This is a genomic window from Arthrobacter sp. 9MFCol3.1, assembly GCF_000620385.1.
Classification (GTDB): domain Bacteria; phylum Actinomycetota; class Actinomycetes; order Actinomycetales; family Micrococcaceae; genus Arthrobacter.
In genome coordinates, this window is the sequence record NZ_JIBJ01000012.1 from 49,744 (window position 1) to 75,413 (window position 25,670).

General features: G+C 67.0%; 25 protein-coding genes. 8 read left to right on the plus strand and 17 right to left on the minus strand.

Annotation, left to right across the window (positions count from 1 at the left end; all coding sequences use genetic code 11):
• Nucleotides 1-111 precede the first annotated feature (111 nt).
• Nucleotides 112-792: a response regulator gene (locus C560_RS0113410; protein ID WP_026538598.1), complete on the minus strand. Its 681-nt coding sequence runs from the start codon at nt 790-792 to the stop codon at nt 112-114.
• Entirely contained in the window at nt 785-2,143 is a 1,359-nt protein-coding gene (locus C560_RS0113415; RefSeq protein WP_231494349.1) for a sensor histidine kinase, read from the minus strand. The genes C560_RS0113410 and C560_RS0113415 overlap by 8 nt, the downstream gene beginning before the upstream one ends.
• A 122-nt stretch (nt 2,144-2,265) precedes the next feature.
• On the opposite strand from C560_RS0113415, the gene C560_RS21855 reads away from it, so the two are divergent.
• The 3 genes from C560_RS21855 (at nt 2,266) to C560_RS0113430 (ending at nt 4,695) form a co-directional block, all read left to right on the plus strand.
• On the plus strand, nt 2,266-3,612 hold the full coding sequence (locus C560_RS21855) for an LssY C-terminal domain-containing protein (RefSeq protein WP_051533185.1): 1,347 nt from the start codon (nt 2,266-2,268) through the stop codon (nt 3,610-3,612).
• A gap of 97 nt (nt 3,613-3,709) precedes the next feature.
• Nucleotides 3,710-3,859, plus strand: a complete 150-nt coding sequence (locus tag C560_RS23620; RefSeq protein ID WP_197026161.1) for a hypothetical protein — start codon at nt 3,710-3,712, stop codon at nt 3,857-3,859.
• Nucleotides 3,860-4,053: 194 nt separating this feature from the next.
• Complete coding sequence (locus C560_RS0113430; protein ID WP_026538600.1) at nt 4,054-4,695, plus strand: NADPH-dependent F420 reductase; 642 nt, start codon at nt 4,054-4,056, stop codon at nt 4,693-4,695.
• A 145-nt stretch (nt 4,696-4,840) separates the two neighbouring features.
• Here C560_RS0113430 and C560_RS0113435 read toward each other — a convergent pair whose 3' ends face one another.
• The 6 genes from C560_RS0113435 to C560_RS0113460 form a co-directional block, all read right to left on the minus strand.
• Nucleotides 4,841-5,704, minus strand: coding sequence for a phosphogluconate dehydrogenase C-terminal domain-containing protein (locus tag C560_RS0113435; protein ID WP_026538601.1), 864 nt, complete (start codon nt 5,702-5,704; stop codon nt 4,841-4,843).
• 1 nt (nt 5,705) lies between these two features.
• Nucleotides 5,706-6,539 carry a sugar phosphate isomerase/epimerase family protein gene (locus tag C560_RS0113440; protein WP_051533169.1) on the minus strand — a complete coding sequence of 278 codons (834 nt, stop codon included), beginning with the start codon at nt 6,537-6,539 and terminating at the stop codon, nt 5,706-5,708.
• A complete protein-coding gene (locus C560_RS0113445) occupies nt 6,536-7,354 on the minus strand; it encodes a triose-phosphate isomerase family protein (protein ID WP_043423128.1) in 819 nt (272 codons plus the stop codon). The genes C560_RS0113440 and C560_RS0113445 overlap by 4 nt, the downstream gene beginning before the upstream one ends.
• Nucleotides 7,338-7,808, minus strand: a complete 471-nt coding sequence (locus tag C560_RS0113450; RefSeq protein ID WP_026538604.1) for a ribose-5-phosphate isomerase — start codon at nt 7,806-7,808, stop codon at nt 7,338-7,340. Before C560_RS0113450 ends, C560_RS0113445 begins: the two co-directional genes overlap by 17 nt.
• Entirely contained in the window at nt 7,805-9,562 is a 1,758-nt protein-coding gene (locus C560_RS0113455) for a dihydroxyacetone kinase family protein (protein ID WP_026538605.1), read from the minus strand. The genes C560_RS0113450 and C560_RS0113455 overlap by 4 nt, the downstream gene beginning before the upstream one ends.
• A 144-nt stretch (nt 9,563-9,706) precedes the next feature.
• A complete protein-coding gene (locus C560_RS0113460) occupies nt 9,707-11,071 on the minus strand; it encodes an MFS transporter (protein ID WP_026538606.1) in 1,365 nt (454 codons plus the stop codon).
• Between the two features lie 212 nt (nt 11,072-11,283).
• Between C560_RS0113460 and C560_RS0113465 the strand changes: the two genes are divergently transcribed.
• The gene (locus C560_RS0113465; protein ID WP_026538607.1) at nt 11,284-12,042 is read left to right on the plus strand and encodes a FadR/GntR family transcriptional regulator; all 759 of its coding nucleotides are present in this window, start codon (nt 11,284-11,286) and stop codon (nt 12,040-12,042) included.
• A gap of 124 nt (nt 12,043-12,166) precedes the next feature.
• Here C560_RS0113465 and C560_RS0113470 read toward each other — a convergent pair whose 3' ends face one another.
• The 3 genes from C560_RS0113470 to C560_RS0113480 form a co-directional block, all read right to left on the minus strand.
• Nucleotides 12,167-12,898: a DUF4386 family protein gene (locus C560_RS0113470; RefSeq protein ID WP_231494350.1), complete on the minus strand. Its 732-nt coding sequence runs from the start codon at nt 12,896-12,898 to the stop codon at nt 12,167-12,169.
• Between the two features lie 11 nt (nt 12,899-12,909).
• Nucleotides 12,910-13,821, minus strand: coding sequence for an SDR family oxidoreductase (locus C560_RS0113475; RefSeq protein WP_026538609.1), 912 nt, complete (start codon nt 13,819-13,821; stop codon nt 12,910-12,912).
• 121 nt (nt 13,822-13,942) lie between these two features.
• On the minus strand, nt 13,943-14,548 hold the full coding sequence (locus C560_RS0113480) for a J-domain-containing protein (protein ID WP_026538610.1): 606 nt from the start codon (nt 14,546-14,548) through the stop codon (nt 13,943-13,945).
• 244 nt (nt 14,549-14,792) lie between these two features.
• Between C560_RS0113480 and C560_RS23055 the strand changes: the two genes are divergently transcribed.
• Both C560_RS23055 and C560_RS22680 read left to right on the plus strand, forming a co-directional pair.
• Nucleotides 14,793-15,026 (plus strand): hypothetical protein, encoded by a 234-nt coding sequence (locus C560_RS23055; RefSeq protein ID WP_026266778.1) that lies wholly within the window; start codon nt 14,793-14,795, stop codon nt 15,024-15,026.
• Between the two features lie 354 nt (nt 15,027-15,380).
• Nucleotides 15,381-17,216: a glycosyltransferase family 2 protein gene (locus C560_RS22680; RefSeq protein WP_026538611.1), complete on the plus strand. Its 1,836-nt coding sequence runs from the start codon at nt 15,381-15,383 to the stop codon at nt 17,214-17,216.
• A 137-nt stretch (nt 17,217-17,353) separates the two neighbouring features.
• Here the strand turns inward: C560_RS22680 and C560_RS0113495 are convergent, their stop codons facing one another.
• The 4 genes from C560_RS0113495 to C560_RS0113515 form a co-directional block, all read right to left on the minus strand.
• A complete protein-coding gene (locus C560_RS0113495) occupies nt 17,354-18,244 on the minus strand; it encodes an NAD(P)-dependent oxidoreductase (RefSeq protein WP_026538612.1) in 891 nt (296 codons plus the stop codon).
• A 17-nt stretch (nt 18,245-18,261) separates the two neighbouring features.
• Nucleotides 18,262-20,181: a TRAP transporter large permease gene (locus C560_RS0113500; RefSeq protein ID WP_026538613.1), complete on the minus strand. Its 1,920-nt coding sequence runs from the start codon at nt 20,179-20,181 to the stop codon at nt 18,262-18,264.
• A gap of 108 nt (nt 20,182-20,289) precedes the next feature.
• Nucleotides 20,290-21,321, minus strand: coding sequence for a DctP family TRAP transporter solute-binding subunit (locus C560_RS0113510; RefSeq protein ID WP_026538614.1), 1,032 nt, complete (start codon nt 21,319-21,321; stop codon nt 20,290-20,292).
• 98 nt (nt 21,322-21,419) lie between these two features.
• Complete coding sequence (locus C560_RS0113515; protein ID WP_026538615.1) at nt 21,420-22,772, minus strand: NAD(P)H-dependent oxidoreductase; 1,353 nt, start codon at nt 22,770-22,772, stop codon at nt 21,420-21,422.
• A gap of 239 nt (nt 22,773-23,011) precedes the next feature.
• Between C560_RS0113515 and C560_RS0113520 the strand changes: the two genes are divergently transcribed.
• Both C560_RS0113520 and C560_RS0113525 read left to right on the plus strand, forming a co-directional pair.
• The gene (locus C560_RS0113520) at nt 23,012-24,046 is read left to right on the plus strand and encodes a LacI family DNA-binding transcriptional regulator (RefSeq protein ID WP_018775479.1); all 1,035 of its coding nucleotides are present in this window, start codon (nt 23,012-23,014) and stop codon (nt 24,044-24,046) included.
• A 24-nt stretch (nt 24,047-24,070) separates the two neighbouring features.
• A complete protein-coding gene (locus C560_RS0113525) occupies nt 24,071-24,382 on the plus strand; it encodes a putative quinol monooxygenase (RefSeq protein ID WP_026538616.1) in 312 nt (103 codons plus the stop codon).
• 125 nt (nt 24,383-24,507) lie between these two features.
• Here the strand turns inward: C560_RS0113525 and C560_RS23625 are convergent, their stop codons facing one another.
• Both C560_RS23625 and C560_RS23630 read right to left on the minus strand, forming a co-directional pair.
• Nucleotides 24,508-25,011 (minus strand): hypothetical protein, encoded by a 504-nt coding sequence (locus tag C560_RS23625; RefSeq protein WP_197026162.1) that lies wholly within the window; start codon nt 25,009-25,011, stop codon nt 24,508-24,510.
• Entirely contained in the window at nt 24,971-25,441 is a 471-nt protein-coding gene (locus tag C560_RS23630) for an MBL fold metallo-hydrolase (protein ID WP_197026163.1), read from the minus strand. Before C560_RS23630 ends, C560_RS23625 begins: the two co-directional genes overlap by 41 nt.
• Between the last annotated feature and the right edge of the window lie 229 nt (nt 25,442-25,670).

A 25,670-nucleotide genomic window follows, 5' to 3' on the forward strand; every position in this document is an offset into this window, starting at 1 on the left:
ATCCGGCCTTGCCAATGGCGGACGTCGGTAGAGGTTCCCGGCAGGTCTCAGCCGGGGGCCAAGCTGCCGGCCTCAGCCGGGGGTCTCAGCCGTGGATCTCAGCCGTGGGTCTCAGCCCAGCAGCCGGCGCTCATAGGCGAAGGCCACCAGCTGGAGCCGGGTCCCGAGGCCCAGCTTGCCCAGCACACTCCTGAGGTGTGTCTTGACGGTCGCCTCCGAAACGAACAGGCTTCCGGCGATCTCACCGTTGGCCAGCCCCTTGGCCGCGAGCAGGAACACGTCCCTTTCCCGGGCAGAGAGTACTTCCAGCACGGACAGATCCGGTCCCCCGGCCGGCACGGTCCGGGCGGCATGCTGGAACAAATCCTGCACTGATCCCGGCGCAATCACGGAGTACCCGGCATACACGGTCCGGATCGCGGCGAGCAGGAACTCCGGTTCGGCGCTCTTGAGCAGGTAGCCGCTGGCCCCGGCGTGCACGGCGTCGACCACCGCCTGGTCCCGGTTGAACGTGGTCAGGGCGATGATCTTCGGCGCGCCGGTACCCGCGGCCTCCGCCTCACGCACGATTCGCCGGGTGGCGCCGACGCCGTCCAGGACCGGCATGCGCAGATCCATGAGCATCACGTCGGGGCACCGTCCGACGGCGGATACCGCCGCCTGCGCGCCGTCGCCGGCTTCCCAGGCCATCGCCATGTCCGGCTGGCTCTCCACCAGCATCCGGATTCCCGCACGGAACAGCGCCTGGTCATCGACGATCGCCACGGTAATGGCCGCCCCGGCATCAGCCACGGTCGCCGGCTTCCGCCAGCGGCATTCCCGGGCGCGCTGCAGGGCTTCCCGCGGGAACCAGGTCCGGCTCCGCGCCGGGGGCCGCGCTGGCGGCGGCGTCGGCAGCGTCGGCGTCGGCGCTCCTTGTGCCGTAGGGGATAAAGACGGTCACCCGGTACTGCTCGCCATCCGGGCCGGACGTCATCCAGCCTCCTGCGAGGTGGGCGCGTTCCCGCATCCCGGCGAGGCCGCGGCCCACCCGCTTTTCGGTGGTGGGGTCCGGGCTGTCCCTGCCTGTGGTCTCCGGGATCCCGGATGCCGCGTGCAGGGTCAGCCCCGGGCCGCTCCAGTCCAGGTGCAGCCGCACCGCGGTGCCGCGGCCGCCGTGTTTCAGGGCGTTGGTCAGGCATTCCTGGATGATCCGGAAGACGGCGAGCTGCTGCCCGGCGGAGAGCTCGGCGGGCGTGCCGGACTCGCTTTGTTCGATCTCAAGGCTGCCCTGCATGCGCGCCACGAGGGGACCCACGTCGCTGAGCCGGGGCTGGGGCGTGACCATGCCGTCGTCGTGCACGCCCTCGATGACGCGCTGCGCGTCCACCAGGGCGCTCCGGGCCGAGGTCGCGATGTTCTCCAGGGCGTTCAACACGGCCCTCGGCTGGTCCTTGCTCAGGTAGCGGGTGCCATCCGCCTGCGCCGCGATCACGGCCAGTGAGTGGGCCAGGACGTCGTGCAGGTCCCGGCCGATCCGGGTCCGTTCCTGCTCCACGATCAGGTCCACCTCGGCTTCCCTGAGGCTGGTCTGGGCGATGGCCCTGGCCCGGAACAGGCTGCCGCGTTCCTGGTACATCGCCAGCAGAAGTCCGGCGGCGGCGCAGGCCGCCGCGATCACCAGCAGCAGCGAAAAGAGTTGCCAGCCGTAGTCCTGGAGCATCCACCGGTCGCCCATGAACAGCGGCCGGAACCAGCCGACGCCGTTGCCGTAGCGCCAGGACAGCATCAGGAAGGTCATGGCGCCGGCGAACACCACGTTGGCGGCCGCCGCGATGAAGCGTGTCCTCCGGCGGGCCGTCCATTGGATGAAGGCCAGGGCCACGAACGCCCCGACGTAGATGGCCCAGTGGTTGGAGTGCATCGCGGGAATGGCGTACCCCAGTTGGCCCGCGAGCAGCCCTGCCGTGCATCCGAGCGACGCGTAGGGCTTCCAGGCGGCGCAGGCAACCGCCGCCGTCATGAGGATCAGCGGCCACGTCCCCTCCCAGGTGTGCAGGCCCGGGCCCATCCGCCCGGCCTCGGCCACGCACCACAGCGTGAAGAAGAGAACGGCCGCCGCGGGGGCGCCCCAATGCCGCAAAACTTTCAGTAGTGGTTCCATGCTGTCACCCTATCCACGGCGTCGGTCCCCGGCCGGTCACATCCGGCCGCGCTCCACCTTGGGGCCAGAAGATTCATCTTTCGAGCCAGCCCACTGTTGATGACGGGCGTAGTATGACGGCCATGACCAAGGCAGCGGTTGAGGTCACAGCCCCCGCGGACGCGGTGCCGTACTCGGTGCTGGACACCGTGTTCTTCGTGGTCGGCGGCGTTGCGGCTGTGTGGCTGACCGCGTTGCTGGTGCAGTTGAGCTTCGAATGGGGCTGGGCGCAGGTCTGGTTCCTCTTCATGTTCTGGGCCCTGCTCGCCTATCTGGTGCTCCCCCGGTTGCACCGGATCCTGACCCGGCTCTACGTTCCGGACTACTTCATCGGCCGGGCGCGCACCAGCGACGGGCTGCTGGGCGATCCCGTGAACATTGCCCTGCTGGGATCGGAACCGCAGGTCCATGGCGTGATGCGGTCCGCGGGCTGGACGCTGGCCGATGACGTAACCCTTGCCAGCAGCCGGCGGATCGTCTCCTCCACCCTCCTGCGGCGCAGCTATCTCGAGGCCCCGGTCAGTCCGCTGTTCCTGTTCGGCCGCCAGCAGGATTTTGCCTACCAGGAGGAAGTCGACGGCACCCCGGGCAAGCGGCACCACGTCCGTTTCTGGCGTTGCCCGCCAGGCTGGCTGCTGCCGGGCGGGCTGGCCGTCGACTGGTTGGCGGCCGGCACGTATGACCGCAGCGTCGGGCTGTCCTTGTTTACCCTGCAGATCACCCACAAGATCGATGAGAACACCGACGCCGAACGCGACCATGTGGTCGGCGCCATTATCGAAGCCGATCCCGCGGCCAGGCTCCGGGTGATCCGTGATTTTTCCACCGGCTATCACGCGCGCAACGGCGGGGGCGACACCATCACCACCGACGGCAATCTCCCGATCGTCGATCTCCGGCAGACCGCCGCGGCGCCGCCGGTGTCCGTCACGCCCCCGGCCGGGAGCCGCACCAGGCGTCCTTCGACCACGATTGTCGGGGCGCTCTTCGTCGGTGCCCGTGCGGCGGCGGCCGCGCTGCTGGCCCTGTCCCTGGTGCTCTTCAAGGACGCGCACGTCGGCTCGCTGATGCAGCCCGTGGCCGGTCCGGCGGTCACCGAGGCCCAGGCGGAATTGGCCGTCAGCGCCGCAACGGTGGTTGTCCTGCTCTTTGCCCTGGCCGAGATCCTGCTGGCGTGGTTTGTGTTCCTCGGCCGAAACTGGGCCCGGACGGTGGCCATGGCACTGAGCACGGCCGCCATCTGCATCCAGGCAATCGATGTTTTCAACGGCGGCCCGGACATCACCCTGGCGTCCAATCTCCCCGGCCTGACCCTGGACATCCTGCTGCTTCTGGCGCTCTCCAGCAAACGGTCCCGCGACTATGCCCTGCGCCCCCGCAAGGAAAACAAACGGGATTCCAGCCGTCCCGGCGGCCGGGCGCCCTTCTGAATCCCCGGGATCCGGGGGCCCTTGACAGCCTTCTCGCAGCGGGCGCTAGATGTTCAAATAGCCGGCAATCCACCGCAGGAGCAGCTAAGGAGCGGACATGAGCAACGACTCACAGGCGCCGGAGCGCCACCACAGCGAGACCCCCGCCGAGGGTGATGCAACGGCTGAGCCCTTCGACGACCGGGCCCATTCCCAGGACGCGGCAGAAGGCCCGGACCTCGACGACGAACCGGGCCCCACGACCTAGCCTCCCTGGGCTCTCTGGGCCCTAGGCTCCCTTGCCGCGAATTCGCCGGAAGCCTCCGGGCTCGCCGGAACTTTCCGGCGAGCCCGCAGGCTTACGGCGAATTGGACCCGCCTGCCCCGCGGGGCCCCGACGGTTCGCGGGCACACAGTCCGTAACCGGCGAAATATCCTCGCCTGCCCGGGTGTTGCCCCGGCATGACAACAATCGGAATCATCGGTGCAGGACACATCGGCGGCCAGATCGCCCGCAAGGCCGTGGAGCTCGGCTACGACGTCGTGATCAGCAACTCGCGCGGGCCGGAAACCCTGGCGGACCTCGTCGCGGAACTGGGGCCCAGGGCCCGGGCGGCAACGCCGGCCGAGGCGGCGGCAGCCGGCGACTTCGCCGTCGTCGCCGTGCCGCTCAGGAGCCTCCCGGACGTCCCCGTGGAGCCGTTGGCGGGCAAGATCGTCCTCGACACCAACAACTACTACTGGGAACGCGACGGGCATATCCCGGCTTTGGATGCCGGCGAGGCCACCACGTCCGGCCTGCTGCAGGAGCACCTTCCCCAGTCCAAGGTGGCCAAGGCTTTCAACCACATCATGTCCAGCCAGATCACCACGGACGGTACGCCGGCCGGCACCCCCAACCGCCGTGCCCTGGCCACGGCGAGCGACTTCCCGGAAGCGGCTGAGCTTGTGGCCAGGCTCTATGACGAATTCGGCTTCGACACCGTCAATATGGGCCCGGTCTCCGAAAGCTGGCGCGCGGAACGGGACCGCCCGGCCTACGTGATCCGGCAGAACGCGGCCGAGCTCACCGAGAACCTGGCCAAGGCGTCGCGCACCATCTGACCGGGTCCTGCCCCGGCCCAGGACCCGCTCCAGGACCCGCTGTCCCATCCTGGTCCGGGCGCGCGAAATCGCCGGAAGCCCGCGAGGTCGCCGGACTTTTCCGGCGGGCTCGCAGCTTTCCGGCGAATTCGGCCGGGGTGGGTGGTCAGCGCTGGACGGCGGCGTCGAGCTTGAGCATCTTGGCGATCACGAAGTCGAGCTCAGAGTCGTCGAAGATCTTCTTCCAGTCGTCCTTGATGATGGTGTCCTTGCCGTACTGGATGGCGATCTCGCAGGCCTCCGAGAACGGGTTGGAACCGCGGAGGGCGTTGGTCAGGGCGATCTGGACGTGCCCGAACAGCATGGCCTTGGCGGCTTCCTCGGGGACGCCGGCGGTGTGCACGGTCTCGTGCAGGGCTTCCTTGAGCAGGGTGCCGATCATGCAGGCAACCGTCTCCACGAGGGTGGGCTCGAGGATGGCGAGCTGCTTGACGGTGACCCAGTGGACGTCGATCACGGGGGCGTAGATGACCTTGATGGTGGCCTCGGCGGCGGCGCGGGCGGCTTCGGTGGCGTCCTCGTCGATCGCGGCAACCACGTTCTGCGGGGCGCCCTGGCCGCCGAAGGTGTCGGCCCATTCTTCCTTGGTGGTGCGCTCCAGGAAGACCGACGGGTGGCAGGGGTGCGCGACGGCCTGGACGACGTCCTCGCGCTTGGCCAGCAGGCCGGCGTAGGCCGCGGCCGGGTCGAGGGTGAGCAGGATGGCGCCGGACTTCATCTGCGGGACCACGCCGTGGGACACGACGCCCAGGACGGTGTCCGGGACGGCGAGGATCACGACGTCGGCGTCCTTGATGGCGTCCTCGGTGGTGCTGATCTCGCGGCCTTCAGCGCGGACGCGCTCCTGGCCGGCAGGCGAGTTCTCGCTGTAGAAGACGGTGTGGGCGCTCTTCTGGAGGTTGGCTGAAACACGCAGCCCCATTTTGCCTCCGGCCCCGATGACGGCGACGGTCAATTGTTCTGCTGACATTTCACTTGCTCCTTAGGAAATCGAGGCTTTGCTGGGTCCACTGGTTTTCGCGGCGGATGGTCTCGTCTTCGGAGTCCTGCCACGGCAGCCAGTGCTCGACAATTTGGTTGATGTTTCTTTCTTTGGGCTGCAGCTTTCCGGCCATGTAGTCATAGTCCAGAAGGCCTTCGCCGAGGGGAGCGCCGGAGTACGTGAACCCGACCCACCCCTCCTTGCGGCTGAACGCAAAGTCTTTGATGTGCATGTTGAGGACATAGGGCGCGACGGCGTCAATCACCTCGCGCGGGGACTCCAGCGCCGCTACCGTGTTCGCGGGGTCGCTGCAGATGCCCAGCGAGGGGCTGTTCACCCGGCGGATGACCTCCAGAATCCTGGCGGTGGGAACCTGTTCGTAGGTCTCCACCGCGATCTTCACCCCTGCGGCCTCGAATTCGGGCAGGACCTCGGCGAAGATTGCCACGGCCTCCTCCACGGAGGGGGTGTGGCCCGGGACGTTGAACATGGTCCGCAGCAACGGCGCGCCCAGGATCCCGGCAATCCCGAGGAACTTCCGGAGGTGTTCCGGGCGGATGCCCTTGGTGCCCAGTTCCAGCGCGATGCCCAGCGAGTCCGCGGTGGCCCTGACGTCTTTGAGTTCGGCGTCGCTCATGGTTTCGAGCGGCGCGTAGTCGCAGATCTGGAACAGGTCCACGCCCAGGTCCGCGGTGCGCTGCAGCGCCTGGTGGAGGTTAAGCGGCTCCGAGACCTTTTCCGAGAGCTGCCAGAAGAACGCGTAGCTGCTCAATCCAATTCCTGAACCAGATCGGGTCCGGGAGCCGTGGCCGGTGGTGCTCATGCTGCCGCCGTCCCGGACAGCAGGCCCTGCCGTGCGGCGGCCTCGTCCAGGATGGTCTTGAGTGCCTTGGGATCGTGGGCGAAGCGGCCCAGGAACAGCCCGGCGACGGCGGTGTCCAGCTGGCTGATCAGGCCGGGGCCGGCGCTGCCGCCGTAGATGACCCGGCTGTCGGCCTGGCCGGGCAGGGTGCGCAGGTGCGCGTCCAGTCCGGCGCTGACGGCGCTGATGTACTCCGGGCTGGCCGGTTCCGGTGCGCCGATGGCCCATTGCGGTTCGTAGGCCACAATCGTCCGCCTGGCGGGGCCCAGGCTTGCCGCCCGGTTCAAAACGCCCTCAACTTCCCGGATGCAGTGCTTCACGGCGTCCGCGGCCGTGCCACGGACGGGTTCGCCGACGCACAGGACCGGGGTGAGGCCGTTGCGGTAGGCCGCGGCGGTCTTGAGCCCGATCACGTCGTCGTCCTCGCCGAAGATCCGGCGACGTTCCGCGTGGCCCACTTCGGCGTAGCGGCCGCCGAGTTCAGCAACAATCTTGCCGCCGATTTCGCCGGTGTAGGCGCCCTCGTCTTCCCAGAAGATGTCCTGGGCGCCTGTGGCTGCCCCTGCGGTCCCGAGGATGCGGGCCGCTTCGGGCAGTACCGGCAGGGTGGGCAGGACGAACAGTTCGATCTCGCCGTTCTGGACCGCCGGGTGCGCGAACGCGATGGTGGCCACTTCGCGGCAGTAGTCCAGCGTGCGCTGGTAGCCAAAGTACATCTTCAGGCTGACGCCGATGATGGCCTTCGGTTTTGTCGCGGTCTTAGCAGGAAGTGACACCCTCATAGTCCTTAATCAGTGTGACTTTTTCTGCCGAGGCGGAGGTTTCGTCGAACGTGTAGGTGAGCCATTCCCTGGCGAGCCGGCGGGCGAGTTCCAGGCCGACGACGCGCTGGCCGAAGGTCAGGACCTGTGCGTTGTTGCTCAGGATCGAACGCTCCACGGAGAAGCTGTCGTGCGCGGTGACGGCGCGGATCCCGGGGACCTTGTTCGCGGCGATCGCGACGCCCAGTCCTGTGCCGCAGACCAGCAGTGCACGGTCGGCCTTGCCGGCGGCGATGAGTTCGGCGGCCGCGATGGCCACCGACGGGTAGGGGGTGTGGCTGGTGGCATCCACGCCCACGTCGGTAACCGACTCGACGAGCTCGGATGCCTCGAGGTCGGCCTTCAGTGCCTCTTTGTAGTCGAATCCGGCGTCGTCGGCTCCGATGACCAGGCGCAGTTTGGCGCTCATGCGTTCTCCTTAATGTTTGTCCGCTCGATGAGCGTGTTGTGAATGGCTCGTACGATCAGCGCCATGGACACCGCGCCCGCGTCCGGGGTCCCGAGGCTCTTCTCGGCGTGCGGGCGCGCACGTCCCATCAGCGGCAGCAGCTGGGCGGTGTCTTCGGCCGCCTGCTCGGCCACGCCGGCTGCGGTGCCCCAGGCCTCGCCGAGCGACTTGCCGGCGGACACGCCCTCGGAGAGCGCGTCTCGGAACGGGACCAGGACGTCCACCAGGGTCTTGTCCCCGGGCTTGGCCTTGCCGAAGTCCATGATCGCGGCGGCCGCGCCGGCCACGCCGGCGGCGACGGCAGCGGCGTCGGGAGCGTTGCTGTCCCCGATCGCGTCACCGACGGCCCGCAGGGCCATGCCCCACAGCGCACCGGAGGTGCCGCCGGCCTTGTCGGCCCAGGCATCACCGGCAATGTAGAGGGTGGTCGCGGCTCCCGCGCCGCGGGAGACAGCGTCCGTGGCCGCCTTGACGGCCGCGCCCACTCCGCGTTCCATGCCGATGCCGTGGTCACCGTCGCCGGCGATCGCATCGATCCGGCCGAGTTCCTCGGCGTTGGCGTCCACCACGTCCTTGGCGGCGCCGAGCGCGGCCAGGACCCGGAGGGCCCCATAGCGGGACTCTTCGGTGGCGTCCGGGATGGCGGTCACGGCGTCGGCCAGTTCGCTGTTGTCTGTACCTCCGTCGCCGGCCTCCAGGGCTTCCGCGGTGACGGCGCCGCGGCGGAAGGCCGGGGCGTCGGCGGGGGCATGCCAGAGAGTTTCGAGTTGCTCGTCCAGCCAGAACAGGGTCAGGGAGGTTCCGGCCATGTCGAAGCTGGTGACCAGCTCGCCCACCTGCGGGTCCACGGCTTCCAGGCCGGCCTCGGCCAGCAGCTGGGCCACCCGGCGGTAGACCACGAAGAGTTCCTCGTATTTGACGCTGCCCAGGCCGTTGAGGATGGGCACGACGCGCGCACCCTTTGCCTCGACGCCGTCGGGAACCTCCGCCAGCAGGCTGCTGACCAGCAGTTCGGCGAGTCCGTTCGCCGTCGGGACATCCGTTTCCGCGATGCCGGGCTCGCCGTGGATGCCCATCCCGACGGCCATCCGGCCGTCCGGGACGGAGAACAGCGGGCGGTCCGCGCCCGGCAGGGTGCAGCCGGTGAAGGCAACACCGAAGGAACGGGTGCGGTCATTCGCGCGCTGGGCGATCTCCACGGTGGCGTCCAGGGAGTACCCGGCCTCCGCGGCCGCGGCAGCGACCTTGAAGACCGTCAGGTCACCGGCGATCCCGCGGCGTTTGGTCCGCTCGGCGAGCGGGGCGGAGGAGATATCATCCGTCACCGCGATGCTGCGGCAGTCGATGCCTTCCTTGCGGAGCCGGTCCTGGGCCTGGGTGAAGTGCAGGACATCCCCGGCATAGTTGCCGTAGCCCAGCAGCACGCCGCCGCCGTTGTTCGCAGCCTTAGCCACGTTGAAGACCTGCTGGGCGGACGGGGAGGCGAACAGGTTGCCCATCGCCGCGCCGTGCGCCAGGCCCTGGCCCACAAGCCCGGCAAACGCCGGGTAGTGGCCCGACCCGCCGCCAATGACCAGGGCAACACTGCCGGGCTTGCTGCGCGTGTTGCGGACAACACCCCCGGAAACACGCTTCACCCAGCGGCCGTGGGAGGCAACAAAGCCCTCGATCATCTCGTCAGCGAAGGCTGAAGGTTCATTGAACAGGCGGGTCATGCGGTGTCTCCCGGAAAATATAGGGCTGGCTGAGGGAAGTGGTTCTTGGGATGCCGGCTGGCCGCGGCGGGCGGGCCTGCATGCGCCGGCCGGCGCGGATTGGTGCGGGGACGTCCCCGGGTGAGGGGGACGCCCCCGGGTCTGTTACGGTTCGGCGTGGTGTCCGGCCCCCGTGGGATCAAGGGCTTCAGCGGGTACGCCTTCGCTGATCTTGCCGGAGCGGCCCAGCACGACCATGAGGACGGCGGACAGGAGCATGAGGCCGCCGACGACGAACATGGGGACGGTGTAGCTGCCGGTCCAGTCCTTGAGCCAGCCGGTAACGAAGCCGGCGCTGAAGCCGGCCAGGTTTCCCACGGTATTGATCAGGGCGATGCCGGCTGCGGCAGCCGCTCCGGTGAGGAACTGGGTGGGAACGGTCCAGAAGTTGGGCAGTGCGGCAAAGATGGCCATGGCCGTGACGGTGATGACGGCGATGGTCGCGGCCGGCGAGCCGGCAAACAGGGCCAGCGGGACGCTCAGGCCGCCGATGAGGGCGGGCAAGGCGATGTGCCAGGTCTTGACGCCGCGCTTCGTGGCGTCCTTGGACCAGAAGTACAGGGCAAAGGCCGCGAACACGTACGGGATGGCCGTGATGAGGCCCTTTTGGAGCACATCGAACTTCGTGCCGTATTGGCTTTCGAAGCCGGCGATGATGGTGGGCAGGAAGAACGCCAACGCATAGAGGCCGTAGATGAAGCCGAAGTAGATGGCGGACAGCATCCAGACCCTGCCGTTGGAGAAGACAGTGCGGACGCTGACGTGCTTGTGGCTCGCCGTTGTTTCCTTCTTTTCCGTCTCCAGGGCGTTGGTCAGCCACGTCTTTTCGTCCGGATTAAGCCACTTGGCCTTGGCCGGGGAATCGGCGAGGTAGAACCAGGCGATGATGCCGACGACGATGGCCGGAACCGATACGCCGAGGTACATCACGCGCCAGCCCTCGAGGCCGAAGAGGCCCTCCTGCTGAATGAGCCAACCGGCAAGCGGTGCACCAACGACCGTGGTCAGCGGCTGGGCCAAGTAGAACAGGGCCAGGATCTTGCTGCGGTGACGGGAAGGGACCCACAGGCTCAGGAAGAGGATGGCGCCGGGAAAGAAGCCGGCTTCGGCCACACCCAGGGCGAAGCGCAGAATATAGAGCCCCTCCACGCTGCTGACCCAGACAAACAGCAGGGAGACGATGCCCCAGCTGACCATGATGCGGGAGAGCCAGCGGCGGGCTCCGAACCTGTGCAGGGCGAGGTTGCTGGGAACTTCCAGCAGGATGTAGCCGATGAAGAAGACCCCGGATGCGAAGCCGAACTGGGCCGCCGAGAGGCCCAGATCGGCGTTCATGCCGTTGGGGCCTGCAAAGGCGATAGCCGTCCGGTCCAGGTAGTTGATAAAGAACATCAAAGCGACGAACGGCACCAGCCGGTATGCCACCTTCTTGATTGCAGATCTTTCGACCACCGATTGTGTGGTGTCCACATTGACTCCTAGATGTTGGTCTCCCAGCGGCGGCCTGCGATGGATGCCTTGGGATGTCTCAGTGCCTAGTTCGGGAAAGCTGGCGGGGCCGCTACTAAGCGTGTGATTAAAACCATAAAGCGCTGGAGCCAAATTGGTCAACCGGTTGACTTGTTTATTTCTGAGGATAAAGCCTGCGCGGCTGTGCCTGTCCTGGTTGTTACGCTGGGAAGGTGTCCGTTAATTCCGCCGCTTCGACGGCAAAAATCAGTGCTGCGCTCGGTTCTATGGAGCAGGGCTCTGTTGTGTCCGAAGTCGCGGAACGTCTCTTGGGCTACTTCACGAGCGGTGAAATTGCCGTGGGAACCCGCCTGCCGGCCGAGCGCCAACTCGCCGCCTCGCTGGGGGTCGGACGCTCCGCCGTCCGCGAAGCTCTCGCGGCGCTGGAGATCCTTGGGATCGTCATTGTCCGGCCGGGTTCCGGAACGTACCTTCGAGACGGCATTTCCGAGCTCCTCCCCCGCACGCTGAGCTGGGGCCTCATGCTGGGCGCCCCGCGCACGCGCGAACTGGTGGAATTGCGCGGCGGGCTCGAGGTACAGGCCGGCCAGTTGGCGGCGCAGCGGATTGCCGACGACGCCCTGGACCGGATGCGCGCCAATCTGGCCACGATGGAGCACAGCCTCGAGGATCTGGCGACCTTCGTGGAGGCCGACGCCGCCTTCCACCGCGAAATCGCCGCAGCCTCCGGCAACCAGGTCCTGCAGGAACTGCTCCAGAGCATCCGGTCGCTGCTGCGCATCTGGGTTGACCGCGCTCTGACGGACGAAGGGCACGCGGCATCGGCCCTTGCCGAGCACCGGGAGATCTTCCGCGCCCTGGAATCACGCGATGAGGCCGCCGTGACGGCAGCCATGCGCTCCCACATGGACACGGCCTCCCGGCGCCTCCTGGCAGGGTTCGACGCCGACCAGGGCTCCGCCGGAGGCTGAAGCCGACTAACGCCTCCTCCCCCACGCCACCTTCGCCGCTCGAAGTCGCCGGAAGCCTTCGAGGTCGCCGGACTTTTCCGGCGGGCTCGCAGCTTTCCGGCGAATTCGGCCGGGGCGAGGCCCGTCAGCCGCGTCTCCTGTCACGGTCCGGCGAATCCTTTCCGAGCCAGGCGCTCACCAGCAGCCACACGGACCACACCAGAATCAGGACGATCCCCGAGAGCGTGGGAATGGTGTTGGCCGGGGAGAAGCCTTCGGCCCCGATGATCCAGCCCTGCGCGAGGTAGGCGAGCCCGGAAAGCGCCATGACGTAGCCGATCAGCCGGGAAATGCGGCGGGCACCGACGACCACGGCCCCGGTCAGGATGAGGGCTGCGCCCAGCACGAAGCTTTGGTAGCTGCGCATCCCCCACTCCAGCCACCGGATGCCCTCGGCCGTCGCAAACCGCGCAGCCCTCTCCGGCTCCGGAGCCGCAAACCAGGCGTCCACGGCGTGCTTGAGTGCGACGCCGTCGACAGCCTGAAGCGCGGCATACAGCGCCAGTGCCGCGACGGCAGCCACAGCGCCGAAGCGGGCCGTCCAGGTCATGGTCCCGTCCGGTCCTTTCAGGACCACCAGCAGGACCAGCAGCCCGGCGATCAGAAGAGCCATGCCGGCGAACTGGGCGAGGTGGACGGCCGTCCAGATGCTGCTGCGGGCATACTCCGTAAAGGTCTCCGGGTGGTTGTTGGCGCTGGCCGTGTCGGCATGGAGCAGCCCGGCGACCACGGACAGCGCGAAGCCGGCAAACGCCAGCGTGGCGGCCAGGCGCAGCGGCGCACGGGCTGACGACGGGCGCCCGGACTCGGCCGACACCGCCGCACGCATTAGGACTGCGCCCGTCCATGGCCTAGCCGCGCAGCGAAGCGCGCGACGGCGTCTTCCGGAGTTGGCGCGGGACCGAAGAGTTCGGCCTGGCGGCTCGTCTTGGCCACGTAACGTCCGGTATCGAACCAGGCCGCCATGGCTCCCATGTCTTTCATGAGCGGGGCGGACTTTCCCGCAACCTTGCCTGCAGCCCGGAGCAGTCCGGCGGGAACGGACACGACCCTAATTTTCTTGTTCGCCAGCCGCGACACCAGATCAGCGCCCTCCTGCATGCTGATCGGACGGCTCCAGCCGAGATCAATGCGTTCCCCGTCGGCGATGTCCGCGTCAACGGCCTCCGCGAGATAAGTCGCGACGTCGCTGACGATAACGAATGTCAGCGGGACGTTTTTGGAGCCGAGCCAGACGATCCGGCCTTTCTCGAACGGGTCACCGCCCATCTGGGCGATCTGATCGAAAAATGCTCCGGGACGCAGGGCGACGAACGGGACACCGAGTTCTTCGAGTTTGTCCTCGGCGAGCTTCTTGTGCCAGAAATGCGGCACATTGGGCGTCTGGTCGCTCGTGAGGATGCTGGTGAGCACGAAGCGCGACACCCCGGCCTTGCTGGCGGCGATGGCGAGATTGGCGTTGCCACGTGTGTCGATCTCGTGGGCGTTCTTGTTCTTCCCGGTATACCCGGCCGCCGTCGAGATGACCGCGGCGGTGCCAGACATCGCGGCGACGAGCGAATCGAGGTCGAGCATATCGCCCCGGGCTATCTCGACGCCCTTGGCTTCGAGTTTGCCCGCGTCCGAGCTCGGGCGGACAAGCGCCCGCACCTTCTTGCCCCGGGAAAGAAGCCGGTCGACGACCGGCCCACCGAGCGATCCCGTTGCACCGACCACCAGCACAGGTTCCTGTTCAGACATTGATATCTCCTGGATGTTCTCTCTGTTGCAGCGGCGAAGGGCCGGCCCCGGGTAATGAGCCGAAGGAGTTCGACGTCGCCAATATGACCGGCGTCGACGATGGGCTTAAGTTCGGCGGCGCCTAACCGGTCCCGTTCCAGAGCCGCCGCCACCAGGGACGCTTCGGCTCCGGCTCCGGAGGAGCGACGGCGGCCGCGGCGGCCCGGCGGCCCCGCCAGCGGTCCAGTTCGACGTCGACGTCGCGCGTTTTGGTGATCACGGGCGGTCCGCCCTGAAGCTGCCGTCGGGCATCGATGATCCGGGAGTTGAAGTCCTCCACGATCTCGCGGACCTGCTTCTCACTGAACTGGGCATCGAGCCGCGCGTCGAGCCCGGCGTCCTCGGTGCGGAGCAGGATCGCCTTCGGGCCCAGGCCGGAAATGTTCTCCCGCTGGATCAGGCCCTTGACCCACCAGTCGGGGTCGTACGCCTCGCCCAGCCCGGGAATGGGTTTGCCGGCGTACTTGAGATTGTCGAACTTGCCCTGCGCCATGGCGTCCCGGATCAGGTATTCGGCCTTGGCGGCGTCGTCGATCTTGGCGCGCTTTTGCCGGAGCTCTTCCTCGGCGGCGTTGAGCTCGCCGTTCTCCTGGGCGGTGCTGCCCGAGGCCCGCACGGCCCGGAGTTCCGCGGCCCGCTCCACCCTGCGCCGGAACGCGCTGTTGGAACCATTTACTCCGCTGCTCATCAGCCACCACCGTCCTCGCCTGCCGGAATCGCGGATCTGCCTTCCAGTATGGGGAACAGCCGGGGGCGGCAAAAGGTCCTTGCGGCGGCGAACCGCGACAATTGCACCCCGCCTCCTCGCCGAGACGGGATCCTTACACTCCCGTAACCCGGTGTTAACCCACCCGTGCGAGGCTGGGGACTTCGGATAAAACTAAGCATCCTTCCCATCCCTTCTGCACAGCAGATCTCGAGGAGTTGCAGCCGTGAACAGCCAAAACCAGAGTGCGTCCGGAAGCCCCCTACAAACCAGCCGCGAGGAAGCGCCAGAGGATCAGAGCAGCACGCACGTCACGCATGTCCGCGAAGACGTGGCCATGGCGGGACGGTGCGCCAACGTCCACCTGCCCACCGGGCGAACGTGCACGCTGCCCGCGCGCCACCCCGGCTCGTGCAACTTCGTCGGGCCCGAGGAGACGGAAAACGCCGCCGTCCACTAGAACCGCCGTCCACTACAACACAGGGCAGTAGGACGCAGCGCACCCCATACGCAGTTTTTGCGCAAGGATTCCGGCGGATCCGGTCACGGGTGCCCCGTCGCGGCTACGCTGATTGGACATTGAGCACCGGATCTAGCTGAGGGAGATCACGTGCCTCGAGAGAATCTGCGTGAAGATCTGCATGAGCGCGCCGAGAACGTATCGGTTCAAAGACTGCCGACTGGAAAATCTTCAGCTGGGCCGCGGCCCGTACCGCTTGACGCCACAGCCCTGACCCGTGCCGGGATCGCCGGCTGGGCCGCCCGGCTGGGACCTCCCGGACCGGAAGCACCCCGGTCCCGGCGGCTGGCCCATGTGGGCGGTATCGCGGCCATCGCAGCCCTGGTCATGTACCTGACGTGGCGTGTCCTGTTTACGATGCCGTCCGGTGAATGGAACCTGGCCATCGCCTGGATCCTTGTCACTTTCGAGGCCTTGCCGCTGGCCGGCCTCATCCTGAAGGCGTGGTCGGTGTGGAACATTGACAGCCATCCGCCGGCGCCCGTGACGGAGGCTCCGAACGGCATGCGGGTGGCGGTGCTGATCCCCACCTACAACGAGCCCATCGAGGTCCTGACCCCCACTGTCGCGGCGGCCTGCGAGCTGGCCCCGGCGCACGAGACGTGGGTCCTCGACGACGGCGACCGGCCCTGGGTCGAAGAAATGTGCATCGCCTATGGCGCCCGGTACGTCCGCCGTGCCGTCCATGACCACGCCAAGGCTGGCAACATGAACCACGCCCTGGGCCTGATGGCGGCGGAAAAGGCCGCAGGCGGCCCGGGCATCGACATCATCGCCGTCCTGGACTGCGACCACGTCCCGCTGCCCACGTTCCTCACCGCCACGCTGGGCTGGTTCGATGACCCCGAGATCGCCCTGATCCAGGGCCCGCAGTCGTTCTACAACGGCGGCGCGTTCGACGACGACGGCATCACGGGTGAGCAGGGCACCTTCTTCAACGTCCTCATGGCGTCCCGCAACGTTCCCGGCGCCGGACCGTTCTGGTGCGGGTCGACGTCGTTGTTGCGCCTGAGCGCCCTGGAGGAGGTGGGCGGCGTGGCAACGGAGACCATCACCGAGGACATGCACACTACGCTCAAACTCATCCGGCGCGGCTGGCGGACCGTCTACCACCACCAGACGCTCGCCGTCGGGCTCGCGCCGGCGACGCCGGACCAGTACCTGCTGCAGCGCCGGCGGTGGGGCATGGGTGCCATGCAGATCCTCGTCCACGAGAAGCTGTGGGCGGCGAAGGGCTGGCTGTCATGGCGGAATTACCACGAGTACCTCAACGGCACGCTGTGGTGGCTGGAGGGCATCGCCACGCTGGTGGCCTTCCTGATTCCGGTGGTGATCATGCTGTCCGGGGCGCAGACGTCCACCGCCGGCCCGCTGCTTTTCACCGGGGTCTTCCTGGTCATGTTCACCGTGCGCCTGTGGGGCTCCAAGCAACTGATGCGCAACGAAATCCACTGGCCCACGGCCTTCGCCCTGCGGATCTTCCGCGTCCCGGTTGGCCTCGCGTGCCTCTGGTGGCTCATGTCCCGGAACATCCTGGAGTTCCAGGTGACGCCCAAGGGCGCCGCCGACCTCCGGCTCCGGGGCCGAACGCCGCGCATCCTGATCGTGATGGTTGTCCTTATCACCGCGGTGATTCTGTACGCGGCGGCCGGGCTGGCCGGGTTGGTGCCTTGGCGTACGACGCCCGGTTCCACGGTGGCGTCCGGTGCGTGGCTGGTGCTCGCCGGCGTCGTCCTGGTGCTTGGGACGCGCAGGATCCGGGCCGCCGAGTTCGCCACGTCCCGCCGCAACGCCTACCGGATCGAGGTGGCCGCCCCGGTGGAAGCCGAGGGGGTCCGCGGCGAACTGCTGGACGTTTCGGTTGGCGGAGCGGCAGTCCGGTTCCCGCACGGAACGCTGCCGGCCTCGGGAGAGGTCATGCTTCGGCTGCCGGGGGCCGCTCCGGTCCGGCTGCAGGTCATCCGGACCACAGAGCAACCGGATGGAACCCAAATCGCGTCCCTGCGGGCATCCAACGACGACTGGGCCGTCCACCGTGCGCTCTCGTTGTGGATCTTCCACACGCCCGCAGGGGCGCTGCCCGAATTCCCGCCCGGCGTTCCGGCCGCGGCGTCGCTAAGGGGGCGCTGAGGGTTCGGGGACACGGCTGGCCCGGTCTCCGCGCCATCGGCATCCGCGGCATCCCGCCGAGTGGGCACTTCACGGCAGTGTTGTTCACCAACATTGCCGCGAAGTGCGCACTCGCGGAGCCGAAGCGTGCGGTCGGATCAGCCGCGGATCCCGAGGTAGATGCCGGTGTGGTCCAGATCGCCGCGGCCAGCGGAGACCATCGCCTGAAACGCAGCCAGGAGGCTGCCGGCCACGGGCAACGTCAGACCGGCCTGCGTTGCGAGTTCGGTAATGAATCCGAGGTCTTTGAGCTGATTCTTGGCAGATCCGCCGCCTTCGAAGTCGGCGTCAATCCACCGCTGTCCCTTTTGCCGGAGCACCTCCGAGTTCGCCAGCCCACCCGCAAGGACTGACTGGACCTGTTCGAGGTCCAGCCCGGAGGCCGCGGCGAGCGCCATGGCCTCTGACAGCGCGGTGACGGTGGCGGCGACGACGATCTGGTTGCAGGCCTTCACTGTCGAACCCGCACCGGTGCCCCCGAACCAGGCGACCGTGGCGCTGTACAGCCGGAAGAGCGGTTCGAGTTGCTCCACCACGTGGCGGGGTCCGCCCACCATGGTGCTCAGCCGGCCTTCCTCGGCGCCGATTGTACCGCCGCTCAGCGGCGCATCAACGACTGTCACCCCGTGGTCCCGCTGGCACTCGGCGGCAAAGGCCGCGACGGCGACGGGCGACACTGTGCCGTGAATGACTAGCACGGGGTGGCCAATCCCGGCCGCCTTCCACCCGGCCAGGAGCCCTTCGGCACCGACCAGGAGCCGCTCCACGTCCGGAAGGTCCGGCAGCACTGTCAGCACGACCTCGCTGGCCGCTTCTGCTGGGGAGGCGGCCACCCGTCCTCCGGCGATGGCGTCCGCCTTGTGCGCCGTGCGGTTCCATAGGGTCAGCGGCACGCCCGAGGCGATGATGTTCCGGGCAATCGGGGCGCCCATGGGCCCTGTTCCCAGCAGTGCTACGGACGCGGGCAGGCCCGCAGACGAAATGTCCATTGTTGACTGTCTCCTGGTTAGAAGGGGATGAGCCCGGCGAGGGCGGGGAGGAAGGTGCTGAACCACGGAACCGCGGCCAGTACCAGGAGTCCGATAAAGACTGCCACCAGGTAGGGCCAGAAGTGCTTCAGGCTGTTTTCCACGGTTTCGCGGGCGGTTGCACAGGCTACGTAGAAGCCGACGCCGGCCGGGGGTGCGAAGGAGCCGATGCCCATGGAGATGATGAGCACCATGGCGTATTGCACCGGGTTTACGCCGAAGTCGATGGCGATCGGCAGCAGCAGCGGGGCAAAGATGAGCACGGCGGGGAGGCCCTCGAGGAGCTGGCCCATGATGATGAGCAGGACGATCGTGAACAGCATGAACAGGAGCGGAGAATCCCCGAGTCCGGACATGAGGTCGTGGATCTGCTGCGAGACGCCGGCGAGGGCGAGGGTCTGGGCCAGGGGCGAGGCGGCGGCGATGATGAAGAGGACCATGCCCGCCGTCGTCGTCGTTTCGCGCAGGGTGTCGCCGAGCAGCTTCTTGCTGCCCCGCCGGTAGGCGGCGGCGAGCACGAAGGCGTAGGCCACGGCCACGGAGGAGACCTCCGTCGGCGTCGCGAAGCCGCTGAGGATGCCCACCACCATGCCGACCGGCAGCAGGAGGGTGGGCAAGGCGAAGAACGTTGCTGAACCGCGTACCCGCCACGTGGCCTTGGGGCTGGCGACTCCGCCCTGCTTCCGGGCCCGCAGGAAGACGAGGGCCATGACGACGAGGGCGAGGAACGCCGCCGGAACGAAGCCGGCCAGGAAGAGCGTGGTGGTCGAGATGGTGGTGATGGATCCGAGGATGAGCAGCACGATGCTGGGCGGGATTGTTTCGCCCATGATGGCCGAGGCCGACAGGACAGCGACCACCTCGCCGCGCGGGTATTTGCGTTCTTCGAGCATGCCGCGCATGGTGGTGCCGACGGCCGCGACGTCGGCGACTTTGGAGCCGGAGATGCCGGAGAAGATGTACATGGTGACCACAACCACCTGCAGCAGGCCGCCGCGCAGGTGGCCGATGAGGGCGTCGACGAGCTTGGCCAGTGGCAGGGTGAGGCCTGCAGAGTTCATGACCGTTCCGGCGAGGATGAAGAATGGGATCGCCAGCAGCACGAATCCCTTGGCTCCGGAGGCCATGCCGATCGGGATGGCGCTGACATCGGAAATGCCGCCGAGGTAGAGGTAGATTCCGGATGCGAGGGCCAGGACGAAGGCGATCGGGAGGCCCAGGAAGAGCAGCAGGAACAGGACCGCGAGCACCACGCCGAGGAGGACGTTCGGTGATGCGTAGTAGAACAGCGGCGGGGCGAGCATGACGACAGCGACCATTGCCGCGGCGATCCCGGCGGCGGCCAGGACGGGCCGGCGTTCCTGGCGCCAGAGCTTGATGAGCGCGAACCACGCGATAAGGACCATGCCGCAGGAGAATGGCAGGGAAACCCAGAACACGGGCAGCTGCAGGATGGGCGTCTTTTCCTCGATCTGCTGGGCCAGGGTCGGCACGAAGAGGGCAAAAGCCCCTGCGCTCATGACGAAGACGAGCCAGTCGACCAGGGCGGCCAGATAGGGCTTCCACGCAGCGGGCAGGCGCATGATCAGGGCCTGCACCGACATGTGCGCACCCTTGGGATAGGCGATGGCTCCGCCGATAAAGGCAATGGTCAGGAGCGCAATCTCCGACACTTCCTGCGTCCAGAGCACAGAGTCACCGGTGATGAGCCTGACCATGATGTTCAGAAGGATGACGACGAGCTCGGCGAGGATCGCCGCGCCCACGGTCCATTCAAGGACCTTGTCGAGCCAGACGGCACCGCTCCAGCCCGGGGGGACGTGACCGTGGTGCAGGATCTCTTCCGCGTCAGACGGAATGACCTCCTCGAGTTGCTCGGGAGCCAAGGTGCGTTTCATGTTCTTCCAGACTGTCGACATTGAGAGCGGGATGTTGGTGGAGGGGAGAGCGGAATATTGGTGGGAGGGCCGGGGCGCCGATGGCGCCCCGGCCGGGGCCGTGCAGGGCTAGCTGGACTCTGTGAAAGCGATCGCCTGGTCGAAGAACTCCTTGCCGATCAGCTCGGAGAACTGCGGGTAGAGGCTCTTGGAGGTGGCCTTGAATTCTTCAAGGCCCGAGTCGCTGAGCTCGTTGACCGTCATGCCCTTGGCCGTGAGTTCGTCCAGCTGCTTCTTGGACTGTTCGGCGTCGTAGCCGGTCTTGAACGTCGCTGTTTCGGTCGAGGCGTCGGTGAGGGCCTTCTTTTGATCCTCGGAGAGTGTGCCCCACTTCTTCGATGACAGGGCGAGCACCCAGGCGTCATTGATGTGGTTGGTCAGCGAGACATATTTCTGCACCTCGGAGAACTTGTTCGTCCACGGCACCTCGATCGGGTTTTCCTGCCCGTTGATCGTTCCGGTCTGCAGGCCCGTAAAGACCTCGGAGAAAGCCATGGTGGTCGGGCTCGCGCCCAGCTTTCCGAAGAAGTCGGTCCAGAGCGGGTTGCCGGGAACACGGATTTTCAAACCCTTCAGGTCCGACGGCTTCTCGATGGGACGCACCGAGTTGGTGATCTCGCGGCCGGTCCGGGTGAGGAAGGACAAGGCGACGGTGTCCTTGGCTGCGAGCTTGTCCTTCAGCAGCTGGCCCGGCTTTCCTGCCAGGAACGCCGCTTCCTCGGTCGTGTCCTTGAAAAGGTAGGGGATGCTGATGCCGTTCATTTCCGGCACCACGGAGGCGTACACGGAAGTCGAGAGGATGAGGGCGTCGAGCGAGCCGCCCTGCAGGCGGGTGACGGCGGCGTTCTGGTCCCCGCTGAAGCTCGTTCCGTTCGGGACCACCGTGACGACGACCGATCCGTTGGAGGTCTTCTTGACCTGGTCGGCGAAGTGCTGGGCGGAAACGCCGACTGAGGAGGTGAGCGGATCCGGGATGGACAGCTGGATCTTGGCTACCGGGGCTCCAGCCCCGCCGGGCGCCCCGGAGGCGCAGCCGGCGAGGAGGGAGGCGGCCAGGGTGCAGGCCAGCACTCCGGTGAGGGCGCGGGTCTTGGATTTCATGTGATGCCTTTCTTCATTGGAAGGAGTCTTGTTCCGGAGGCGTGAACAGGTGAAGTTCATGGCCGCGCCCGGTGTGCTGCGGGGAGCTGCGGGGAGCGTCAGGCGCTGAGGGCGGATTCCGCGACGAGCGCTTCGGTTTCACGACGCAGCTCGAGGGCCTGGGACAGGGAGTCGTCCATGATGACGTCGTCCCAGCCGACGATCTCGCCCTTGGCGACGTCGTTGCGCAGTTCCACGTGGTGGGCCAGCGCCACCGGGAGTGCGCCGGCCGAGACGGAGTGCCTGGCCGAGACGAGCTTGCCCCAGACCGTGTACCCGCCTTCGCCGTCGAGGAACTCACCGGCTTTCAGGTCCTTCTTCGCCGTCGCCACAACGTCGCCGAAGAAACCGACGGGCGAACCGGTGGCAATCCCCCGAAGAACGGCGTTGGCGATGGAGACGTTCAGCTCCAGGCCCACGTAGTGGTACGGGCGGTACAAGGCGGCGTACTGGCCCGTGGGGTCCGGGTGCCACGGGTATTCGTTGAAGCAGCCGGAAACGTAGTCGTTCGTGGCCTTGACGACGACGAAGACACCCTCCTGGGTGTTGTGGGGGATCCACGTGCCGTCGCGGTTGACGCTGGACATGACATCGACGCTGCCTTCGTGGGCAAGGGCTCCCCCGACGTCGGCGGGGCGGCAGATCGTGGCGATTTCCTCGACATCCCCCGGCGTGAAGCTCAGCCCTTCGTCAGAAGGCACCAGTCCGGCGCCGTTGGCGACGGCGGCCATCTCGATGGCGGCCTTGGTGCCGTCGCGGAACGACGTGTGCATGTTCGGGTTCAGCTGGCCGGAATCGGTGAGTTCCTTGGAGAACTCCCAGTTCTCCCAGACGTTGTCCGGGTTCATTTCGTGATAGTGCTCAAGGTACTTTGCGCCCTTGCCGGCGCAGACAACGTCGAAGCCGCTGGTGCGGGCCCAGTCGACGAGTTCCATGATGAGTGCAGGCTGGTCGCCGTAGGCCATCGAGTAGACAACACCGGCGGCTTCCGCACGCTTGGCCAGGGCGGGGCCCGCCAGGGCGTCGGCCTCGACGGTGACCATGATGATGTGCTTCTTGGTTTCAATGGCGCGCAGCGCGTGCTTCACGCCGACGATGGGGTTGCCCGTTGCTTCAACGATGACGTCGATGTCGACGTCGAAGAGCTCGTCCGCGTTGGCCACGATCGTCGTGGTGCGGTTCCTGAGGGCGGTAGCGATGTCCGGAGCGATCTGGTCCTTGGGCCAACCGACGAGATCGAAGGCGCCTTGTGCGCGCTTGACGTTGATGTCCGCGATGGCGACGACGTGGATGCCGGGGATGTTGTTGGCCTGGGCCAGGTACATGGTGCCGTAGCGGCCGGCACCGATCAGGCCAACCCGGATGGGACGGCCATCCTGTTCGCGGTCGCTGAGGAGTTTGTGAAGATTCACTGGAGTCTCTCTGGTAGGGGTGCGAAGCGAAGAGACGCCCTTCCGCCGCGGCGGATGGAACAACTTCTTTGTCGCTATGTGCTGGAAATTTACCCGAAGTGGAACCGGTTCCACTTTTGTACCACCCGGTGCTAAGCTGTGTCAACGGATCCAAACGAAACGTCCTCCGCCAGCTCATGGCACTCAAACGGAGACGCTGCATACGAACTACTGCCTAGGATTTCCCTCAAGGAGGAGCGGTGAAGAAGGCCCCTACCATTCGCGATGTCGCGGCGGCTGCGGGAGTCTCGGTCTCTGTGGTGTCCCGGGTACTGAACCCGGACTCCGGGCCCGTTGCACCGGCAAAACGGCAGGAAGTCGTCAGGGTCATCGACGAGCTGGGCTACCGGCCCCGGGCGGCCGCCCGCGAGCTTAGCGCTGGCCATGCCCTCACGATCGGGCTCGTGGTCACGGATCTTTCCAACCCGTTTTTCGCGCGCCTGGCCGACCGCATCGTCTGGGAAGCCCGGAGCCACGGTGTGCAGGTTGTCTTGATGACCACACAGGAGGATCCGCATCTGGAAGCGGAATCGCTGGATACGCTGCTGGACCGGTCCGTCAGCGGCGTTATTGCCACCCCCACGGGCGGGAACATCGAGAAATGGGCGCGCCTGCAGGACCTCGGCGTGAATGTTGTATTCGTGGACCGCACCATCGAGGAGCTTGGCGACGCCGACGTCGTCAGCATCGAAAACTTTGACTCCGCGCAGCGCTCAACGGAGTACCTGATAGGCCTCGGCCACACCCGGATCGCACTCGTTACGGGGCCCCTGAGCACGTCAACGGGCCGGGCCAGGATCAGTGGCTACCGGGCTGCGCACGAGAGCGCCTCGCTTCCGGTCGACCCCCTGCTCATCCGCGATGTCCCGTTCCGGGGGGATGCCGGGGGCGATGCCGTAGGTTCCCTGCTTGCCATGCCGCAGCCGCCCACTGCCCTCATCGTCGCCAATACGGCCCAGGTGCAGAGTTCGGTGCGGCGGCTTGTCCAGAAGGGAGTCCGCATCCCGGAAGACCTCTCGGTGATTGTCTTCGATGACAATCCGTGGACTGAACTGATGTCTCCGCCGCTGAGCGTGATCCGCCAGCCGCTGGACATGCTCGCCGTTCATGCAATTGAACTCGTGCTCGGACGAATGCAAGGCAGGCTCCCCGAAGGCCCCCGCCTCATTGAGGTCAAGGCCGATTTCCTGCCCCGCAACAGCTGTGCCCCGCTCGCCCAGACCGCCATCCGCTAACGCCCACATCACAAAGGAAAATCCATGCCCGTCGTCGTCACCGCAACATTCACGCCCAAAGAGGGATCCTTCGACCACGTGGTCGCGGCCCTGTCCCCGGCCATTGCAGAGGTCCACGAGGAACCCGGCTGCATCCTCTACGCCATTCATGAATCCCCCAACGGGCAGATCCTCATGATCGAGAAGTGGGAATCCGCTGAATTGCTCGACGCCCACGGCGCAGGCGGCCCCGTCCAGCGGCTGAATGCGGCCCTCGACGGACTGCTGGAGCGACCGGTCGAGGTCATGCGCCACGAGCCCATCCCGGCCGGGACCCCGGGTCAAGGCGCTCTCTAGGAGCCGCCACCCCGGAGTTGTGCGCCGAGTAGGCATTTCGCGGCAGTGTCCCCCACAAACACTGCCGCGAACTGCCCACTCGCGTCGGCCGGGGAACCGAATCGGCGGTCCGGGCTGCCGCGGCCTCAATCCTCGTCGAGGCAGAGGACGAAGTCGGGAAACACATGCCGGCCGGGGCGTCCGCCCACCTCGTCGATGGCCCGGCGGATCTGCCGGAGCTGCCCGACGGTCATCTGCAGCGGTGGTTCGTCGGGCTGGTAGGTGGTGAAGATCGGATAGTCGACGCCGGGCTGCCGCGACATCTCGATGTGGCAGCCAAGGACATGGGTGACGGGGTGGGTGTCGCAGAACCCGATCAGCCGGTCGATGGTGCGGACAAACGCGGGCCAGTCCTGGATGTACAGCCGGCCGGGATAGACCGTGTCTCCGGTGAGCAGGAACCCCGTGTGGGGATCGTAGAACGTGACGGCCGCGTGGTGGTGCCCCGGGCTGGGCCAGCATGCCAGGACGCGGCCGCCGAGGTCCACGTGTGCTGGCCGAATTCCGCCGTCGCCGTCGTCCGGGTCACCGCCGTCGCCGTCGTCCGAGTCACCGCCGTCGCCAGAAACGTCCGAAGAATCCCCAGGCACTCTCCTGGGCCGCGTCCACCACAACGGTGCCGGGACGGCCGGCGAACTGGGCATCGCCCGCGACATGGTCGCCATGCGGGTGGGTATGCAGGACCAGGAGCCCGTAGCCGTCGCGGGGATGGGCGGCAAGCCAGGCGTCCACAAGGCCGTCGACAACGCGGCGCAGCGGGAAGAAGTCCGCGGATGCTGTCGCGCCGGTATCGATGAGGACGGCCCGGGCGTTGCCAAACAGCAGGAACATGAACGGCGCCTCGTAATTGACCGCCATGTTCTGGCGCAGGATAAACGTGTGCTCGTCGTAGGCGTGGACCTGGATATCCGGGTCTGTGTTGTGTTTCGCGGACTCCGATCCGTGGATCCAGGCCACGTCCAGGTCGCCGGACTGCGGGCCGCCTGCGGTGAAGTCGATCAGATCCGGGGCCGTGTCCATGTGCTCTCCTGTGTGCGTCAGCGCCAGTGGCGGCCGGTGCGGCGGACGTCGGGTTCCGCAATGACGCACCAACACTCCATGATGACCGGTCCCTTTCCCGTCCTCCAACCCCGTCGATTGCTCCGTAGATGCCCTTTAGAGGAGTGATTACGGCACTTACGGAGCAATCGATGGGGCGCCGTGGGCCTGCTGACCTCGCCTTGGTCCGCAGACCTAAAACGGGCCACGT

Coding starts and splice junctions, on each gene's coding strand:
- C560_RS21855 (WP_051533185.1), top strand. CDS start 2,266: ATGACCAAGGCAGCGGTTGAGGTCACAGCCCCCGCGGACGCGGTGCCG.
- C560_RS0113435 (WP_026538601.1), bottom strand. CDS start 5,704: ATGTCAGCAGAACAATTGACCGTCGCCGTCATCGGGGCCGGAGGCAAA.
- C560_RS0113510 (WP_026538614.1), bottom strand. CDS start 21,321: ATGAAATCCAAGACCCGCGCCCTCACCGGAGTGCTGGCCTGCACCCTG.
- C560_RS0113430 (WP_026538600.1), top strand. CDS start 4,054: ATGACAACAATCGGAATCATCGGTGCAGGACACATCGGCGGCCAGATC.
- C560_RS0113475 (WP_026538609.1), bottom strand. CDS start 13,821: ATGTCTGAACAGGAACCTGTGCTGGTGGTCGGTGCAACGGGATCGCTC.
- C560_RS0113480 (WP_026538610.1), bottom strand. CDS start 14,548: ATGAGCAGCGGAGTAAATGGTTCCAACAGCGCGTTCCGGCGCAGGGTG.
- C560_RS0113500 (WP_026538613.1), bottom strand. CDS start 20,181: ATGAAACGCACCTTGGCTCCCGAGCAACTCGAGGAGGTCATTCCGTCT.
- C560_RS23620 (WP_197026161.1), top strand. CDS start 3,710: ATGAGCAACGACTCACAGGCGCCGGAGCGCCACCACAGCGAGACCCCC.
- C560_RS0113440 (WP_051533169.1), bottom strand. CDS start 6,539: ATGAGCACCACCGGCCACGGCTCCCGGACCCGATCTGGTTCAGGAATT.
- C560_RS0113415 (WP_231494349.1), bottom strand. CDS start 2,143: ATGGAACCACTACTGAAAGTTTTGCGGCATTGGGGCGCCCCCGCGGCG.
- C560_RS0113455 (WP_026538605.1), bottom strand. CDS start 9,562: ATGACCCGCCTGTTCAATGAACCTTCAGCCTTCGCTGACGAGATGATC.
- C560_RS0113495 (WP_026538612.1), bottom strand. CDS start 18,244: ATGGACATTTCGTCTGCGGGCCTGCCCGCGTCCGTAGCACTGCTGGGA.
- C560_RS0113525 (WP_026538616.1), top strand. CDS start 24,071: ATGCCCGTCGTCGTCACCGCAACATTCACGCCCAAAGAGGGATCCTTC.
- C560_RS0113450 (WP_026538604.1), bottom strand. CDS start 7,808: ATGAGCGCCAAACTGCGCCTGGTCATCGGAGCCGACGACGCCGGATTC.
- C560_RS23630 (WP_197026163.1), bottom strand. CDS start 25,441: ATGGACACGGCCCCGGATCTGATCGACTTCACCGCAGGCGGCCCGCAG.